The following is a 17,247-nucleotide window of genomic DNA, read 5'->3' as shown; positions in this document are numbered from 1 at the left end:
GCCTGCTCGGACGGACTCTCCGGCTCGCTGCTGCACGCCCCCACGGCGGCACCGGCACCGAGCGCCCCCACCACCTGGAGGAACCTGCGCCGACGCCAGAGGTGGAAGAGCGGCGGACGTTGAACCCGTGGCTCGTTGGACAACATGGGCCACCCATCTTCTGCGGGTATGTCGGGGAGTGCCGGGCCAGCCGACCCGCCTAGCCAGATCAACGGCCGCATCGTCATCATCACGACCGTGTTGCGGGCGCGGTCCCAGCTGGCGGTTCCGCTGCGAACGTCGACCGCCACCACCGAGGACGGCGCCTAGTCGCGGGCCGCTGATCGCGCTTCGTGTCGATCGAGTCGCCGCTGCCGCTGCAGCCCGTCAGCATGAAGCCGAGAGCGGCGGCGGTGGCGAATCTTGCAAGTGCCGTGCGCATGGTGTCTCCCGGAGTGCGGGCCGGGTTTTGTGGGCATATGCCGGACCGTGCTGGCGCATGGGAGGCACGGACGTGACCGCGACGCGGTGCAGTTGGGGCGACGCTCCCTGCGGGTTCGTGCGCATGTCTCCCACCTGGGCCCTTGGGTCCTGCGGTCTGTTATCGAACTCGACAAGTGCAGTGCGCTCGGAGGCGCGAGACCCGCTCCGGCGGTGCCCCCCCTCGGACAGGGTCGCCGGAGCGGGCGCCCTGGACCGGTTCCTTCCGCCTCGGGGGAGCGGCGGAAGGAACCGGCGTTGGCAGCCCGCACCGGGGCCGCCGTCCCGTCGGTGGCCGCCATGCACCGAACGGGGGTCTGCGTGAGCACCCACAGGGGCGGCAGCGCGCCTCCGTGCGGACGGGGTCTCTCCGGCGTGGTCACGGCGTCTCCCCGCTGGCACTCGGCTCTTCTGAGGGTTCGGGGGGCCGCACCTGCTGCGGGTCGGCGTCCCATTCGCGGCCACCGCCCGGTGGCCGGAGCTGGAGCTTCTTCCCGACATGCCCCATCACGACGCCGATGCGGTCCCGCTGGGTGTCTACGGCCAGCGCACCGACCGTCGGCCACTCAGCAGGGTGGCGGTCAGGGTCGCGCATGCCGACGCTCCTTCTAAGAGGGGCCACGTCCCGGGGCCGTGTCGGCGGTCGCAGGGACTTCGAGATTCATCATATAGGGCACTGTAGGCACCTGTGGAGACCTGTGTGTGTCTTTGCAGGTCAAGAGCACCCTACGGTGATCGGTATGGGGAAGAACGACATGCCGGTGATCGATCCGCGCGGGCCGCAGCTCGTCTACATGGTCGTGGCCGATCACATCGCCGGACAGATCGCCAGCGGCCAGCTGAAGCCGGGCTCGCGTCTGCCGGGAGAGCTGGACCTCGCGGCGGCCTACGGCATCGCCCGCATGACCGCCTCCCGCGCCGTCCGGGAGCTGCGTGAGCGCGGTCTCGTCCACACCGTGGTGGGCAAGGGCAGTTTCGTCGTCGGACCGTCGGAGGACGGCCCCGACAGCGACGAGTAGCCCCCGGTGCGCTGCGGGCCGCCCGTCACGCGACACTTGAGCCCAGCGACTTCGCAGGTCGGCTGCGCGGCGAAGGCACAGGGGTTCTGATGTTTAACCCCTGATGGCCCGCGCTCTGTTCGTGGGACAGATGCGGCGTCGGGGCGGTACGCCCCCTCCTGGTCGAGTAGGAGGGGGCTCCCGCGCCTCGGTCGCCGGGGCACGGGCAACCGGGGCTACCGCCTTGGGAACGTAGGGGAACAGCGGCCCCAGACGGCGATTCGATGGACCTCCATCCGGCCTTCGGACATCCTCGACGGATGTCGTGTGTGAAGATCCTGGGGGATGTGCGTGAGTCAACTGTGAGACCACGGTGAGAGGGTTCTCATGGACTTGCCGTGTAGGCACACAGCGGTGGACTGGCGGATCAGCTGCGCAGGCGGCAGCCGACACCGCGCTCGTGGCGCAGCTGCCGGTTGCCCTGGAGTGCTCGTGGGCATGAGCGCTTGAGCCATGAGTTCCCGGTCGCTCCGGGCGCTGCGTCACATGGGGATAGCAGGCTTCGCCGCACTCGCGCCGGTGGCGGGGCGCCATGTGGACCATGGCCGATACTCCTACATACGGCTTCTGCGCAGAGGCGTGGTGGGCCATGCGCCTCAGGTCTTGCATGCCGTGACCAGCAGAGTGGTCGGCCAGCGGTCATCTCGGGAACCGCACAACTCCCTGACCGAGGTCACCTTGAAGCCGGCACGGGCGAGGTGGACCGTCCAGCGGCGGGCGTCGAACTCCCAGCGTGCGATGGGAACTCGGGCGGCGTCGGGGAGGGTGACGAAGTCCGGGCAAGGCCGGTCATCTGGCGACGGGCGCCGGCCTCCACGCGCTGGGTGTGGGACGGAGAAGGCCAGGACGCGTCCGGTCTTGAGGTGTTGGGCGATGGCGGGCAGCAGGAGTCCGGGGGCGACAAGGCCTACGGCGCCGAACACCGAGTAGATCGCGTCGTACTGCTCGGGGGTGGTCTGCAGGAAGGTCAGGGCGTGGCCGGCTACGAACCTGACGCGGTCCAGCCGCCCGTAGTGGGAGCGGGCGCGGCGCACCTGCAGGCCAACCAGGTCCACGCCGGTGGCGAGGGCGCCGCGGCGCGCGGCGAGGTGGGCGACGTTATGGCCGGGACCGCAGCCGAGGTCCAGCACCCTCCTTCGCCACAGGTCCCCGCCGAGGATCTCGGCACTGGGACCGATGCCACGGCGGGTGGTCCACTCCATGCGCTTGGGCACGGGCAGGGCCTGAGCGGGTCCGGCGGCACTTCGCTGGAGGGCCTGGAAGTGCCAGGCGGAGACTTGGACAGGCACCTAGACCTCCAGGAGCTGGAGCACGTCGGTGAGGTGCCGGCGGACGACCTCGATAGCGGCGGGGTCGGTGGCTGGGTCATTGATCCATCGGACGACCTGGTCCAAGAAGCACTCGGTGACCCACATCCGGTGCCAGCCCAAGGCCCAGGCTTCCGCGGCCAGGCCGCCGCCGCGCTGAGCGAGTGCCTCAGGAGCACCGCCTGCGCTGACATAACGCTCAAGGAAGGCCCGCAGTCGCAGCGGGTCGGGGGCATTGAGGGTGGTGTGCCAACTGGCGTGATCGAGCAGGCCGGGGCCGGTGAAGGCGCGTGCCATGTCCAGCAGCCGCCAGCCGGTTGGGCCGATGTGAAGACTGGTGGGGCGGAACTCGGCGTGCACCCAGCCGAACGGGGGCGTCTCGGCGCCGGCCGCGCGGGCGGGGGCGGCCTCGGCGATCCGGTCCAAGGCCTGCTCGATATCGCTGGTGTCCTGCCAGCGGTCGGCCTTGCGGAGCTCGTCGAGATGGCCGCGCGCTCGGTCCGGCAGGGCGCGGAGTCCCGCCTCGTGGAGTACGGGCAGGAAGGGCGTGGTAGGCGCACTGTGCAGAACGACTGCGGCGGCGGCACCATCGAGGTCATCTGCGTCCCGGACGGGAGTGCCGAGGTCTTCGAGAAGCATTCCGAGCCAGGCGTCGCGTACGACGGAGGCGCGGACCTGCGGTACTGGGATGCCGCGTATGTGTGCGAGGCGCAGAGACTGGTCCTCGTTGTTGAGGGGTTTCTTGGCGTACTTGAAGATCGCCGTCTGGCCATCGGGGAAGGTCACACGCTCGACTCCCGATGTCGACCAGACCCGTACCTCGTCCCGAGTTGGTGTGGGCTGGCCGATGAGGGTGCACAGGTTGGTCAGCAGGGTGGCGGTGAGGGGATCATGCATGAGCGATTCTCCTGCAGCGGATAGGAGGTGTCCGGGGAGGCTGGTCGGCCCGCCCCCCGGACTCCTGCTGGGGCTCCACGCGTCCGAGGTCGCGCGCTGGGCGTAGATCAGCTCGATCCAGCCGACCTTGAACTGGGCCGGATGGACGGGGAATCGGCTACCGACGCACCGCAGGGCGTATCGGTACCGCGACCAGTCACGGCGCGAAGTCGCAGGCTGCACACCAGGAGCCCGCCGAGTGCTGCGCGGAGCTCGGACTCGACGTGGCGGTACTCGTTGCACCGCTCAACCGATGTTGGCCGTGGCGCCGATGGTGGTCAGCGGCGTTTTCGTCTCCCGCGGGCGGGCTCCGGACGCTGGAGGAGCCGGGCCCACGGCGGAGCGCAGGCACCCCCGAGGGCCGTGTGATCCAAGAAGGGACTGGATCCCGGCTGGGCCGGTCCGGGCGGCTGCTTGGTGCCGCATGCTGCATGACGTGGTCCTTGAGCGATCACGGAAGGAGACTTGCGTGGGGGGCGGGAGAGCCACCTTCGCGGGGTGCGAGTCGAGGAGTGCAACCGCACAACTGGGGCGCAGAGCGAGTGCCCCCGTGGCCCTGTTCGGGAGGGAGCCCCTCCTCGTGCGAAGGAGAGGGAGGAGGGGCTCCCGAGGCCCCGGCTGAGGGGAGTGGGGTTTGACAGCCGGGGCCCGCCCGTCTGCCGACCTGAAGGGCGTGTCAGGTCGGCAGACGGAGATTCGGTGGGCCGCCAGGATGCGTCGGGCCATCGGTTTCGGACCGGACCGGGGCCCGCTGGGCGGCTGCAGTGGCACCCGTTTCCGCTGGGTGCGCGGGTGCGGTGAAGAGCTGATACATGCCGCATAGCAGCAGGAAGAGATTGTTGCTTTCGGGGACGCTGCTCGGTTGTCGAGGGCTCATAGAAGGTCAGCGCGCTTCTCTTGTGGTTGTCGGAAGGGGGGTGGGCTGCGGAGACGAGGGGCGCGAGGGGGCGCCAGGTTCGGTTGACCGGGCGACCCTGGGTGTCTGCGCGGCCGCGACGGCTGATCAAACGAGGTGTGTCGGGTGCGCGCTGCGTCGCGCACCCGACACACCGGGCCCGCGCCGAGGCGCCGCGGGTGCTTCGGTCACAGAAAGAGACGGAAGGCCGGTGGCCCGCTCGGCACCGGGCGCGGCCGGTGCTCGCCAAGCGCCTGCGCGAGCATCACCGGGCCCACCAGATGCGTGGTCTGCGTAGGCCGCAGCCAGTGCGCCCCGGGCGGTGTTCTGCGCTGCATCGGCGGAAGCTGGACCCGGCCGGCACCGATGCAGCATCCGTACGGACTGCTCCACGACCGCTTGCTGGTGCCGGGCGGGACCAGAGCGCAGAGCCAAGCTGAGTCGGGGTCCGCGATGACGGGGCCGCAGCCATGGGGCTGCTGAAGTTCGTCGAGTGCGCGCACCACGGCATCGCCCTGCGGGCCGGCAGCGAAGAGGACTACGTCGAACAGCGTGCCGCCGAGCGGGACGATCGGGCCCCGCTTCTCGGAGAGGCTCAGAAGAGCGCGGACCAGCTGCGCGAGATGGTTCATGTCCGTGGCAGGGGTGTTGACGGGGGCCGATGTCTCCGGTGGCATCCGGATTTCAAGTGGAGCCATCAGGCTTGAGCTCCCTTCCCTGTTCGTGCGGCCACTGGGACCGTGCACCAGGTCTGCTTGTTGTCACCGCTGCCGGACTGGGGATGGGGCGTAGAGGCGGGTGCGGGGCCCAGGCTCGGCTCGGCTCGGCCAGCCGCGCCGGGGCCCCGCACGTCACGTGAGTGAGGAGGAGGGATACTCAAGGCCGCTTCATTGCTGGGTTCCTTCCCAGTAGGCCTGTTGGGCGGCTCGCTCGTCCTCGGGGGTCCAGTGGCCGGGCTCAGGGGGATTTCCGTAGCCGTACCCGTTGTTCGGGATCGCTGCGTTGCCGTGGCCGTACCCTTGGCTGTACCCCGCGTGGTTTGGGGCGCCGTGGTTCCCGTAGGCCGCGGCCGCGTGCGGGGCGCCGTAGTTGTCAACTACGTGGTCCAACACCGCGTAGTTGGTGGCTGCTTGGACCCCGTAGTGAAGGCCCGCTGTGAAGGCGTGCTGCCAGGACCCTGCGGCAGGAACCCGCTGCGGTTCCGGGCGGCGCTGTCCGGGGATCCGGCCGAGGGCCGGCGCGGGGATCGGTCCGGGGAGCGGTGCGGTCTGCTCCTCCGGGCGTTCCTGTCCTGCCTGTGTTTCCTGTTCGAGGCCGGAGCGGTGCGCCTGTGTCGTCTCCTTCTCCGGTTCGGTGCCCGGCAGGAGTAGCTCCACGTGTTCGGCGCCGGCCTTGCGTTGCTGTTCGGCGAATTCCTCCACCTGGCTGCGGCAGGCGAGGTCGAGGTGTGTCACGGCGGTGAGGTCCAGATGGATGCGCGGCTCACCCGCGACCGACTCCAGGGCGTCGATCAGCTTCGGCAGCCGCAAGAACGTCGCGTTGCCGCTCATGATCAGGCAGGTGGTGCCGTCGACCGAGGTCGTGCGGAAGGTGATCCGGGACATGCGCAGGGCGACCAGGACGATGGCGACGGCCAGGCCGGCCAGCACTCCCTCGAGCAGGCTGGCGACCACGATGGCCACGGTCGTGATGATCATCACGATGCCCTCGCCGCGGTCGGTCTTCCACATCTTCGGGAAGGCGCTGGGGTCGAAGAGCTTCCAGCCGGCGTGAACGAGGATTCCGGCGAGCACCGCCACGGGGATGAGGCCGAGCAGTCCGGGCAGCAGGAGGCCGAATGCGGCAAGCCATGCGCCGTGCAGAATGCGGGAGACCTTGGTCTTGCCTCCCGCCTGAACGTTGGCGGCGCTACGGGCGATCACCGCGGTCATGGGCAGCGAGCCCAGGAGTCCGCACAGCGTGTTGCCGACGCCCTGGGAGAACAGCTCCGCGTTGTACTGCGTACGCCGCCCGTCGTGCATCCGGTCGACGGCAGCGGCGCTGAAGAGGCTTTCGGCGGAGGCGATGACGGCGAAGGTGACCACCATGGTGAGCACCGCGGGGTCGGCAAGGCCGGCGAACTCGCTCGGCCCGGCGAAGTTCACCGCGTCCAGCAGGCTGCCGACGACCACGCGCTTGACCTCGAAGCCGGGCAGGGCGGCGATCACCGAGCCGAGCATGACCGCGATCAGCGGGGCGGGCACCTTGGACAGCGGGGCGGGGACCTTCTTCCACAGGAAACAGATGGCGAGGGAGAGGACACCGAGGAAGAGGGCAGCCATCTTGTGCGGATCGGCGAGGGTGGTCTGGATCAGCTGGGGGAAACCCCCGATGTTCTTGACTGCCGAGCCGAGCTGCTTGGAGTCCATGAGGGCGTAGCTCTGGCTCAGGATCAGCGGAAGCCCAATGCCGGCCAGCATTCCCTGCACCACGGCGAGCGAGATGGACTGGAACAGGCGCCCCATTCTCAAAGCGCCGAGCCCCATCTGAATCAGACCAGAGGCCAGGACGACAGGGCCGAGCATGACCAGACCGTGCTCGGTGGTGAATTCCAGACAGAGCCCGGCGAGTCCGGCGGCCGGCCCGCTGACCTGGAGGTTACTGCCGGGCAGAAAGCCGACGACCAGACCGCCGATGATCCCGGAGATGATGCCGAGGGCGACGGGGACGCCGGACGCGGCCGCGACACCGATGCACAGCGGCAGCGCCACCAGGAAGACGACGAGTGAGGCGAGGATGTCGGTGCCGGCGGAGGCGGGGCGGGCCGACTGGCCGGAGGCGGCGGGACCGGCCGACCGGCCGGGGGCCCTTCGCGCGTGGCGTGCGCTGCCTGCCGTGCGTGTTCGTGCAGATGACACAGGTGATCCTTTCGCGCGCACCCGGTCACCCGGTGCGCGTGCAGGGGGCGGAACACGGTTTCAGTGCTGGCCGAATGCACCTTGTGTGTCGTCGAGCTCCCAGAGTTCCGCGGTGTCCACCCGGTAGAACCAGCCGTGCAGGCGCAGTTGGCCCTCGGCCGTCCCGCGCTCGATCTGGGGATAGCCGCGCAGCGTCTCCAGCTGCGCTGTGACGTGCCGTTGCACGACGTCCGGCAGCGCCGGGTCCTCGGGCGGAGTGCCGAGCAGCGAGGCCAGCGCCGGCCGGGCGAGCGCCACCCAGTCCGCCACGCTGGGCAGAGCAGTCAGGTCGTCGTTGCGGGCCACGGCGCCTACGGCGCCGCAGTGCGAATGCCCGCAGACGACGATGTCGCGGACCTTCAGCACTTCCACCGCGTACTCGATGGTGGCGGCTTCTCCCGACCGATAGCCCGGCCGGTACGGCGGCACGATGTTCCCCGCATTGCGCAGCTCGAAGAGTTCGCCCGGCGCGGCCGCGGTGATGAGGGTCGGGACCACCCGCGAGTCAGAGCAGCTGATGAACAGCGTTGTCGGGCTCTGCCCGTCGGCGAAACGCCGGAAGGCCTCCCGGTCAGGAGCGATCCGATGTCGAAAGGAGCGTGCCCGCTCCAGTAGCTCGTTCATGCTCACTTCTCCTGGCTCCGGACATCCCCGGCGGACGTCGCGTGTGAAGAGCCTGTGGTGGCACTGTGAGCTATTAGTGAGACAGTTGTGAGAGTGCTCTCACGGGAGCACCAAAGGGGTTTAAAGTGGTATCAGGTGCGCATGCGGTAGCCGACGCCACGCACGGTCTCCACCCGGTCGGCGCCCACCTTGCGCCGCAGGTAGCGCACGTAGACATCGACGATGTTCGACCCTGGGTCGTAGTCGAACCCCCAGACACGGCTGAGCAACTGCTCGCGTGTCAGCACCTGGTCGGGGTGGCGCAGGAACACCTCGGCCAAGGCGAACTCCCGCGCGGACAGCTCCGCCACATGCGCGCCCACATGCGCCCGCCGGGTGCGCAGATCGAGCAGGAGGTCACCGGCCCGCAGCAGCGAGGCCTCCGGCGTACCTTCCGCTCGCAGCCGCAGGCGCACCCGGGCCAGCAACTCTTCGAAGGCGAAGGGCTTGGAGATGTAGTCGTCCGCGCCACCCTCCAAGCCCGCGACGACATCGGACACGCTGTCCCGAGCAGTCAAGATGATCACCGGCAGGGTCACGCGTTGCTCCCGGAGCTTGCGCAGCACGGTAAACCCGTCACAGGCCGGCAGCCCGAGATCCAGAATCATCAGGTCACAGTTGCCGGCGCGTGCCTGCTCGTAGGCGGACAGCCCGTCACCAACGACGGTCGTGACGAAACCATTGCCGTGCAGGCCTCTTTCGACGAAGGCGGCGATCCTGGCCTCGTCCTCCGCTATGAGTACGCGGTTCATGATGTCCTCTCTGCCAAGCGAAGTGAGCGTTCTGCCAAGGGAAATGGGCAGGCAGGTCGATCACGAATCGGGCACCGCCGCCCTCGGCGTCCTCCACCCACGCCGTGCCGCCGTGCGCCTGTGCTATCTCCCGGACGATCGCGAGCCCGAGCCCGATGCCCGTGGTCGAAGGATCACGCGAGACGACACGACCGGCCTGCGCGAAGCGCCCGAAGATACGCTCCCGGTCTTCCGGCCCGACCCCCGACCCGGTGTCCCGCACCCACAGCAGTACCCGGCCCTCGCGCACCTCGGAGCCCATCTCGATGAGGTCACCGTCCCGCGTGTGCCGTACCGCATTGGCGGCGAGCTGGATCAGCCCCTGGGTGAGACGCTGGCCGTCGACGAGCACGGTCTCCTCGGCCACCGCCGCGACTCTCCAGTACCGGTCCCCCAGGGCACGGGCCTTGGCGACCACGTCCACGACCAGGTCGGTCAGGTTTGTCTCGCCGAAGTGGAGGAAGTCCGGCCGTTCCGCCTTGGCCAGCAGGAGCAGGTCCTCCACGATGCGGCTCATCCGGTCGAGCTCGTCCACAAGCAGAGCCTGCGTCTCGGCACGGGCTTTCTCCCCTTCGTCCATCAGCTCCAGGTGCCCGCGGACGACCGTGATCGGGGTGCGTAATTCGTGCGCCACCTCGTCGAGGAACCGGCGCTGCGTGGTGAAGGCACCCTCCAGGCGATCCAGCATGTGGTTGAAGGTGTGCGCCAGCGCCGCCACATCGTCGGTGCCCGATACCGTCAGCCGCCGGGTCAGGTCGGACTCACCGATCTGTTCTGCGGTCTGCCGGACCAGCCGGATCGGCGCCAGGACCCGGCCGGCCACCAGCCAGCTGGCCAGGCCGGCGCAGACCAGTGCGCCACCGCCGGTAACCAGGAGCATCTTCCCGACCCGGCGCTCCTCGCGCTGCTGGCGGTCCCGGAACTCCACGACCACCAGCCGTACATCGTGCCGGTCGCCCGTCACGCGCACCGGTATGACCCCGTACCGCACCTTCCCTGCCCGGGAGTCGAGCCAGCCGATCTGTGTGCCATGGACTTGGGACAGCCGCGCGATCACCGCCTCGTCGCGGTCCAGCCGGGTCGGCGCCTGATTCGGGCTGCGCCGGTCGGCACGGCCGTCCACGATGCTGAAGAACGTCTCGTCCCGGCTCGGCAGGTTGACCGTCATGAACGCGGTCAGCAGCGAAGCAGCGTCAGGGAAGGGCCGGCCGGTGGCCGGCTCCCGCGCGGTCTTTGCGAACCGGCGCAGCTTGTCCGCCTCCCGCCGCAGCTGCTCGTCCACTTGTTTATCGAGCTGAGCCTGCCAGACCACGGTGATACCGAAGGTCGGCGCGGCCAAGGCCGCACCGACCAGGAGCAGCATCCATCCCACGATGCGCGACCGCGCGCTCAGCGTGCGCCTGCGCATCACTCAGCCGTCCTCCCCACCACCGCCGCCGTCGTCGCCGCCGTCGTCGCTCCCCGCAGGGGTGCTCCCGCTGCTGCTCGGGGTGGGAGTCGTCGTGCCGGGAGCAGAGGTGGTGTCATCAGTGCTGTGGGGTGGGGGCGGCATGCTGACAGGCTCACCGCCGGATTCTGTCGGCGGAGCAGCCGCGGAAGACGACTGCCGTGATGGAGCCGGTGATACGGGAGAGGACGACGGTCCCGACGGCCCGGGGGTGGGAGAAGCCGGTCGCGATGTCGGCGCCGGTAACGACTCGGCACCTCCCGGCACGACGATTCCCGGCCCGAGCGTCGGCGGATCACCGCCACCAGCCCACCCACGCCCGACCAGCACCCCTGCCACCGCAAGGGCACACACCCCAATGGTCACTGCACCGACCTTCCGAAGCGCCATCCCGTCAGTCTGCGGCCTCAATCGAACGCGTTGATGAGAAAAGGAGAGCATTCTCATCTCCCGCGCCGACCGGATGCGCGCTGCAACGGCGCCTTGCTCGGGCCGGACCCGAAGCTCCCCGCGCACAGGCAATAGGAAGACAAGACGCTCCTGATGCGAGATCACTGTCCAACCGACTCCAGGAAGATCTGGCCACAATCCCCCGCACGCCACCCCCAGCGGACGGCTGGGGCTCTTCTCGTACCCCGGCCAGGCAAGAGCCCCCTCCTGCGTGCTCGGGAGGGGGCTCTCGGGTCCCCGGCTATGTGGTCCTGAAGGGGAAACCGGGGCCGATCGCCAGTCAGGACCCCCGAGACCTCAGGGTCCGGAGCGGCGATCGGGTGGACCTCCACCTGCTCGTCCCCGTGGAGGTCGCACGTGAAGAGCATCCGGGGTTTGTGTGAGTCATCTGTGAGATCACCGTGAGAGAGGTCTCACGACAGCCCAGACGGTCCGGGTACCCGCCGCCGTTCGTCCGCAAAGGCATGCACAGACCTCCCTGGTTGCCTACAGTGCCCTATATGGTGAACCCTCAGACTACCGGTACGTGAACAGGCCGGTGCACGGCTGACGTTCACGAGGGGGACTCATGAGCGACTTAACGTGGCAGTGGCGCGACGCCGGCAGCGGCGCCTTCGGGCACTCACAGCGCATCGCGGGCAGTGCCACCTTCCTGCGCGTCCAGCCGGCCTACCGCGCCTACTTAGCCCACGCGAACGCGTGCGGTGAGGTCGGCGAGATCCCCGGCGTGTGCTGCGAGACCGGACGCCAGTTGTACGAGGATTGGCGCGCGGTCCGCGACATCCCTTAAGCCCCTTCCTGGCGGTTTCATCCCTTGCCTGCCTGGAGGGGTTGTGGGGGAGGGGAAATGGGGTCCCGGTGGCCTGCTTGGCAGCTCCCTCGCCGCCGGGACCCCGTTGAAACCGCCGTTGTTGATCGGCCTCGGCCGTCCGCCTCCCCCGTGGCGGATGGCCGGGGTCACTGCAAGACCGGCCCCGTCCGCCCGGAGTTTCCCCTCCCACGGACGGCCGGGTGCCTCGGCCCCGCCCGTTTCCCTCCCCCGAGGGACGGGCGGGGTCCAAAGCCTCACACCCTGTGTGAAACTGCCACCAGCATGCGCCCGCCCGCACACCCTCGCCGGGTGCGGGCGTGGGCGACATGTTCCCAAGCAGGGTGGCGAGCGGAACCCTCCCGCCGCGCACTTGTCCTCACTCGCGGCGGGTTTCGCCACCCAGCCGAACAGCACGGTCCCGGTGTCGTGGAACCCCATGCTCCGCGCCCGATCGAACAGCCACCGGCTCCGCGGATTGGAGTGCGTGCTGCGCGGTGCGCGGTGCGCAGACGAACCAGTGTGGTTCCTGGCGACGCTGCCTTTGCAGCGTCTGCGCGCTCACCGGCCGTAGGTCCAGGTGGGCATCGTCCGCCAGATCCTTGACCTCCTGGACCGCCCACCGCTCATGTCGGCGTCCAGAATCACGCCGGACAGGTGTGGCAAGGGTGTAGACCGAATTCCGGACAGCCTCATCCGGGAGAACTCCGCCCGGCGTGCGGACCACCGGGTACGCCGCCTCATCAGCGTCCAGCACCTCCCAGCCTATGTCGTCGAACAACGCGCGTGCGGTTCTTCGGTGTTCGTCCGGCCCAGACAGCGCCGCCTCCACCCGGACGGTGAGTAGCGCGCCCCGCACCCTTGGTTCATCTGCACGAGTTCCCTCCGTTTCCTGTGGTCACGGGAGCGGGCCTTCCCTCGTGAGCAGCGCCTTTAAAACTGATCCACGGTTCTTGGGGTCGCCGGATCGCTCGGGCTGGTCCACGTTCGCTCGGGGCAGGCATTCCTCCTCCGCAGAGAGCAGCGCGAGCCGACGCTCAGCGTGAGACTGACGATCACGCAAGCCACCTCTTTAAACCGGTCTGCACTCGATCGATTGAGAAGTCGATGCGTCAGAACCGCCAGCTGGTTCCCGTGCCTAGCCTGATGTTGGTCGGCCTCGCGGCCTTCCCTTCCTGCACGCCGGGTCTGGCCTGGCTACCGCACCAGTGACCTGTAGGTGATGGCCATGCAGAGTCGAAGTCCGCTGCGTGAGAACAAACCAAAACGCCATCAGGCCCTCCCTGACGAGAGTTCCGCATCCTGGCGGTACCAGCCGTCGGGGCACATCGGCGGCCTCCGTTTCTCCGGCGTTGTGAACGTCACTACGGACTGCGAGGCGTTGTGCGTCCACGCCGAGTTGGCCGACGTCCTCTACGACCTCCTCGTCTGGGCGCACACCGCCCGACATACCGCTGCCCAGCCCTCGCTGGCGAATGGGGTGGGAAGCGCCGCATGAGTCAGATGGAAGCTGCACAGCCCGGAAGGACAGCGTCCGATGTCGTGCCGTGTACGGAAGGCCGCCGAGCGTGATTGTGGCCATGAACCCGGGCATGGCTGCGGGACTGCCGGATGTGGCGGTTTCACCGTTCGCTCCGCCGGGCGGCCTCCTGCGCGGGGAGGTGCGCCTGGCCTGGCTGGGGCGCTGTTCGACGCAGGAGCAGCAGGATCCGCGGCAGTCGCTGCTCCGACAGTTCGAGCGGTCCCGGTCGGCGCTGCCGGAGGCATGGGTGGTCGTGTGTCACTTCTACGACGTGGAGTCCGGTCGGCTCGGCCTCAACAAGCGCGGGAAGGACGGGACCGTGGAGCGCTTCGAAGTGCCCATCCCCCGCGACGGCGGCATCCAGGAGCTGCTGGCCGAGGCGGCGCATCCCGGGCGTCGGTTCGATGCGGTGATCTGCGAGAGCACCGCCCGGGTGGCGCGGCGGATGTTCGAGAGTCTGTCGGTGGAGCGGACGCTGGAAGAGGCGGGCGTGCCGTTGTTCGCCTGGAACGAGCCCATCAAGATCGGCGGCGGACGGGCCCAGCAGATCCTGCAGCGTCGCATCAACCAGTCGGTGGCCGAGTACGAGGTCTTCAATGCCTTGGAGACTTCCTGGGGCGGGCTATGCCTGCACGTGCGGGAGGGCTGGAACATCGGCAAACCCCCGTACGGATACACGGCCAGGCGCTACCGGCATCCCAACCCGGTCAAGGCGGCCAAGGGCCAGACGAAGTCCCGGCTGGAGCCGGACGGCACCCGCGCCCACACCGTCACCCAGATCGCCCACTGGCGCTACCACGACCGGCTCGGCTACGCCGCGATCGTCGACCGCCTCAACGCCGACCCCGCGCTGTTTCCGCCGCCGATCCCGCCCGGTGGCGCCGCACGGGCCCGCGGCGCGTGGGGCAAATCCGCCGTCGCCGACTTGCTGCGCAACCCCAAATACACCGGCTACCAAGTCTTCAACCGGCGCGCCAGCCGCTCCCGCAGTGGCGCCCACAACGACCCCGCGCTGTGGGTGTGGTCACCGCAGCCGGTGCACGAGCCGCTGATCCCCAAGTGGATGTACGACGCCCTTACCCAGAAGCCGCAGGCCAACCAAGGCTCCCGGGCCGGGAACACCATCAACGTCCATCCACAGACGAACCGCACCTACGTGCTCCGCGGCATGCTCCTGCACGCCTGCAACCGACGCATGTTCGGCAAGCACCGCAAGGGCATCACCTACTACTGCTGCCAGCCCGAGGCCAATAACCGCGGCCGCCCCGACGCCTACGCCGGCCACCCCAAGACCACGTACATCCGCGAGGACCTCCTATTGGACGCATTGGCCGCGTTCTACACCGATCATGTCCTCCGCCCCAACCAGCCGGAACGACTGGCCGCTGAGCTCGAACGCGCCCAGCACCGCAGCTCGGCGCAGCAGGCCGAGCGGGACCAACTGCACCACCTGCTGAACGACTACACCCGCCGCCAGCACAACCTCCTGCAGCAGGCGCAGAACTGCCCCGCCGACGACCCCTACGCCACTGCCCTCCGCCACGTCTACAACGACCTCGAAGCCGAGCGCACCAGCACACTCGCCACGCTCCACAACCTCACCACGACCGCCCCCACCGAAGCGGTCGGCACCATGCCCGAACTCCTCGACGCCCTGCCCTACCTCGCGCGTCACCTCGCGGACGCGCCCGAGGAGCTGCTGCGGCGCCTGTTCGAAACCACCCAACTCACCATCCGCCTACACTCCGACAGCGATCCCGTCGCCTTCCACATCACCCTGCCGGACCACCACCAGCCGCCCCGTCAACCGGGACCACCCACGAACTCAGGTGGTTCTCATGAGTGATCGCGGCTTCCCACCACGCGCACCCCATCCACAATCCCCGGGATCCGGCCCTCACGCCGCCAGCGGGCCAGCACCGCCCGGCCGTAGTTGTTCGTTCCCGCCACCCGATCCAACTCCGCGCCACTGGGCACCCGCCCGGCAGCCAACTGCCTCTGGAAGTGCTCCCACATCACCTCCTCCGCCGTCACCCCCGCCGACCGAGACCGATCACCCTGCGGCGACTGGGCTTGCTTTTCTCGCACGTCCTCCCTTACCGGTTCTCGACTGCTCTCGTTCACCTCTTGCCGCCCCGAACGTGTCTCGTCTCGGTTCCCTGGGCCTTCCTCTCGGCGGGCTTGCTCTGTCTCGGCCCCGGGCCACGCCACCGTCTCGCTCCCCTGGGTTGGACGGCACCGACAGGCCACGACCACTCTCATCCCGGTCTCGACGGCCGGAGCGGTGCGCGAGCAGTTCCACCGACAGCAACAGCGCGACCGGCGGCCAGCCTGCCACCAACATCGGCTTCCACGCCAACGCAGGCGCGGCCGCCACATTCGCCGCCAATGAGACGGCGATGCCGAGCAAGAACGCGAGCCACACCACCCTCCGCGCCCGACGCCCCACCCCTCGAGCCGGCGTCAGCAACCCGACCGTCGCCAACAGCAACAACCCGTCAACCGACAACGGCCACAAGGTCGCGCTCACGGCGTCCGCACCACCCTGCAACGCGAACTCCCGCTGGTGCACGTACGAGGCGTACCCGGCCACTGACGCCACCACCAACGCACAGCCACGCCGCAACCACGCCTCAAACCCGACAGCACTGCCAACAGCGTCCGGCGATGCATCAGGAACGTCCGGAGACTCCTCGCGCCCTGCCACGCCCGGGGCGCTCACCGGGAACCACCCCCACGACGACGGCGCCTCCGCTGTTGCGGTACCGCCACCGTCCCGGAAAGCACCAGCTCACGGCCGGTGTTGGACCGTACAGATGCTGTCGGCGCCCCGCCGGGGGCGCCCAGTCTCCGCCCTCCTTCGGGAGGGCGTTTTTGCTGTTCAGCCAGTGAGGGCCGCCGGCGGCACCAGCACCGGCGCCAGGTCCGCCGCCGCCGTGATCCGCCGTGATCCGCCGAGTTGGCGTTGACGTAGGGTCGGTCCCCCGGCCACGGAAAGGAGCCGCCGTGCGGCTGCGCTGTGCTGTGCTCGACGACTTTCAGAGGGCGGCGACGGACGTCGCCGACTGGTCACCGCTCGCGGACGAGGTCGAGGTCGTCTGCTTCGACTCCCACTTCCCCGACGAGGACGCCCTCGCCGAGGCCCTCACCGACTTCGACATCGCGGTCACCCTGCGCGAACGCGTACCTTTCCCGGCCTCGCTGGTCGACCGACTGCCCCGGCTGAAACTGATCGTCGCCTCCGGCATGCGCAACACCGTCATCGACTACGCGGCCGCCGAGGCGAACGGCGTCACCGTGTGCGGCACCGCCAGCTCCTCCACCCCGCCCGTCGAACTGACCTGGGCCCTGCTGCTCGGCCTCGCCCGCGGCATCGCGGAGGAGACCAGCGCCCTGCGCTCCGGCGGCCCCTGGCAGTCCACGGTCGGCGCCGACCTGCACGGCCGCCGCCTCGGGCTCCTCGGCCTCGGAAAGATCGGCAGCCGCGTGGCACGGATCGGCCTCGCCTTCGGCATGCACGTCAGCGCCTGGAGCCAGAACCTCACCAAGGACCGCGCCGAAGAGTTCGGCGTCCACCTGGCCGCGTCCAAGGAGGAGCTGCTCACCGACAGCGACTTCGTCTCCGTCCACCTCGCCCTGAGCGACCGCACTCGCGGCCTCCTCGGCCCCGCCGAAGTCGCCCTGCTCAAGCCGACGGCGTATCTGGTCAACACCTCACGCGCGGCGATCGTCGACCAGGACGCCCTGCTCACCGCCCTGCACGAGGGCCGCATCGCGGGCGCCGGAGTCGATGTCTTCGACATCGAGCCGCTCCCCGCCGACCACCCGATGCGCACAGCCCCCCGCCTCCTCGCCACACCCCACCTGGGCTATGTCTCGCAGGCCAACTACGCGACGTACTACGGCCAGGCGGTCGAGAACATCCAGGCGTATCTGGCGGGTTCACCGCTACGACGGCTGCCCTGAAGCCGGCGG

General features: G+C 69.2%; 14 protein-coding genes. 4 read left to right on the top strand and 10 right to left on the bottom strand.

The window, feature by feature from the left end; all coding sequences use genetic code 11:
• Positions 1-838: 838 nt before the first annotated feature.
• Entirely contained in the window at positions 839-1,054 is a 216-nt protein-coding gene (locus KCH87_RS30715; RefSeq protein WP_210589770.1) for a hypothetical protein, read from the bottom strand.
• A gap of 145 nt (positions 1,055-1,199) precedes the next feature.
• Here KCH87_RS30715 and KCH87_RS30710 point away from each other — a divergent pair, with 145 nt between their 5' ends.
• The gene (locus KCH87_RS30710) at positions 1,200-1,478 is read left to right on the top strand and encodes a GntR family transcriptional regulator (RefSeq protein WP_210589767.1); all 279 of its coding nucleotides are present in this window, start codon (positions 1,200-1,202) and stop codon (positions 1,476-1,478) included.
• 635 nt (positions 1,479-2,113) lie between these two features.
• Here KCH87_RS30710 and KCH87_RS30705 read toward each other — a convergent pair.
• The 8 genes from KCH87_RS30705 to KCH87_RS30670 form a co-directional block, all read right to left on the bottom strand.
• A complete protein-coding gene (locus tag KCH87_RS30705; protein ID WP_210589764.1) occupies positions 2,114-2,806 on the bottom strand; it encodes a bifunctional 2-polyprenyl-6-hydroxyphenol methylase/3-demethylubiquinol 3-O-methyltransferase UbiG in 693 nt (230 codons plus the stop codon).
• Positions 2,807-3,721 carry an aminoglycoside phosphotransferase family protein gene (locus KCH87_RS30700; RefSeq protein WP_210589762.1) on the bottom strand — a complete coding sequence of 305 codons (915 nt, stop codon included), beginning with the start codon at positions 3,719-3,721 and terminating at the stop codon, positions 2,807-2,809.
• A gap of 1,122 nt (positions 3,722-4,843) precedes the next feature.
• Complete coding sequence (locus KCH87_RS30695) at positions 4,844-5,353, bottom strand: hypothetical protein (protein WP_210589760.1); 510 nt, start codon at positions 5,351-5,353, stop codon at positions 4,844-4,846.
• A gap of 189 nt (positions 5,354-5,542) precedes the next feature.
• Complete coding sequence (locus KCH87_RS30690; protein WP_210589759.1) at positions 5,543-7,552, bottom strand: SulP family inorganic anion transporter; 2,010 nt, start codon at positions 7,550-7,552, stop codon at positions 5,543-5,545.
• A 60-nt stretch (positions 7,553-7,612) separates the two neighbouring features.
• Positions 7,613-8,215 (bottom strand): carbonic anhydrase, encoded by a 603-nt coding sequence (locus tag KCH87_RS30685; protein ID WP_210589758.1) that lies wholly within the window; start codon positions 8,213-8,215, stop codon positions 7,613-7,615.
• Positions 8,216-8,346: 131 nt separating this feature from the next.
• Positions 8,347-9,006, bottom strand: coding sequence for a response regulator transcription factor (locus KCH87_RS30680; protein ID WP_210589756.1), 660 nt, complete (start codon positions 9,004-9,006; stop codon positions 8,347-8,349).
• The gene (locus tag KCH87_RS30675) at positions 8,909-10,453 is read right to left on the bottom strand and encodes a HAMP domain-containing sensor histidine kinase (RefSeq protein WP_210589754.1); all 1,545 of its coding nucleotides are present in this window, start codon (positions 10,451-10,453) and stop codon (positions 8,909-8,911) included. The genes KCH87_RS30680 and KCH87_RS30675 overlap by 98 nt, the downstream gene beginning before the upstream one ends.
• Positions 10,454-10,456: 3 nt before the next feature.
• Positions 10,457-10,597, bottom strand: a complete 141-nt coding sequence (locus KCH87_RS30670) for a hypothetical protein (protein ID WP_210589752.1) — start codon at positions 10,595-10,597, stop codon at positions 10,457-10,459.
• Positions 10,598-11,510: 913 nt separating this feature from the next.
• Here KCH87_RS30670 and KCH87_RS30665 point away from each other — a divergent pair.
• Positions 11,511-11,732 carry a hypothetical protein gene (locus tag KCH87_RS30665; protein WP_210589750.1) on the top strand — a complete coding sequence of 74 codons (222 nt, stop codon included), beginning with the start codon at positions 11,511-11,513 and terminating at the stop codon, positions 11,730-11,732.
• A gap of 1,610 nt (positions 11,733-13,342) precedes the next feature.
• A complete protein-coding gene (locus tag KCH87_RS30660) occupies positions 13,343-15,118 on the top strand; it encodes a recombinase family protein (RefSeq protein ID WP_210589748.1) in 1,776 nt (591 codons plus the stop codon).
• A gap of 207 nt (positions 15,119-15,325) precedes the next feature.
• Here the strand turns inward: KCH87_RS30660 and KCH87_RS30655 are convergent, their stop codons facing one another.
• Positions 15,326-15,844, bottom strand: a complete 519-nt coding sequence (locus KCH87_RS30655; RefSeq protein ID WP_374199061.1) for a DUF2637 domain-containing protein — start codon at positions 15,842-15,844, stop codon at positions 15,326-15,328.
• Positions 15,845-16,278: 434 nt separating this feature from the next.
• On the opposite strand from KCH87_RS30655, the gene KCH87_RS30650 reads away from it, so the two are divergent.
• Complete coding sequence (locus KCH87_RS30650) at positions 16,279-17,238, top strand: D-2-hydroxyacid dehydrogenase family protein (protein WP_210589743.1); 960 nt, start codon at positions 16,279-16,281, stop codon at positions 17,236-17,238.
• The last annotated feature ends 9 nt before the right edge of the window (positions 17,239-17,247 follow it).

Origin of the sequence: Streptomyces sp. GESEQ-35 (assembly GCF_017948485.1) — a bacterium.
In the GTDB taxonomy this organism is placed as follows: Bacteria; Actinomycetota; Actinomycetes; order Streptomycetales; family Streptomycetaceae; genus Streptomyces.
Note: the sequence above shows the minus strand (reverse complement) of the source record. Positions and strands in the feature narration are given on the sequence as shown.

What these genes read in the sequence shown, in the direction of transcription:
- KCH87_RS30715 (WP_210589770.1), bottom strand. Translation starts at nt 1,054, where the DNA reads ATGCGCGACCCTGACCGCCACCCTGCTGAGTGGCCGACGGTCGGTGCG.
- KCH87_RS30710 (WP_210589767.1), top strand. Translation starts at nt 1,200, where the DNA reads ATGGGGAAGAACGACATGCCGGTGATCGATCCGCGCGGGCCGCAGCTC.
- KCH87_RS30700 (WP_210589762.1), bottom strand. Translation starts at nt 3,721, where the DNA reads ATGCATGATCCCCTCACCGCCACCCTGCTGACCAACCTGTGCACCCTC.
- KCH87_RS30695 (WP_210589760.1), bottom strand. Translation starts at nt 5,353, where the DNA reads ATGGCTCCACTTGAAATCCGGATGCCACCGGAGACATCGGCCCCCGTC.
- KCH87_RS30685 (WP_210589758.1), bottom strand. Translation starts at nt 8,215, where the DNA reads ATGAACGAGCTACTGGAGCGGGCACGCTCCTTTCGACATCGGATCGCT.
- KCH87_RS30680 (WP_210589756.1), bottom strand. Translation starts at nt 9,006, where the DNA reads ATGAACCGCGTACTCATAGCGGAGGACGAGGCCAGGATCGCCGCCTTC.
- KCH87_RS30675 (WP_210589754.1), bottom strand. Translation starts at nt 10,453, where the DNA reads ATGCGCAGGCGCACGCTGAGCGCGCGGTCGCGCATCGTGGGATGGATG.
- KCH87_RS30670 (WP_210589752.1), bottom strand. Translation starts at nt 10,597, where the DNA reads ATGCCGCCCCCACCCCACAGCACTGATGACACCACCTCTGCTCCCGGC.
- KCH87_RS30665 (WP_210589750.1), top strand. Translation starts at nt 11,511, where the DNA reads ATGAGCGACTTAACGTGGCAGTGGCGCGACGCCGGCAGCGGCGCCTTC.
- KCH87_RS30660 (WP_210589748.1), top strand. Translation starts at nt 13,343, where the DNA reads ATGGCTGCGGGACTGCCGGATGTGGCGGTTTCACCGTTCGCTCCGCCG.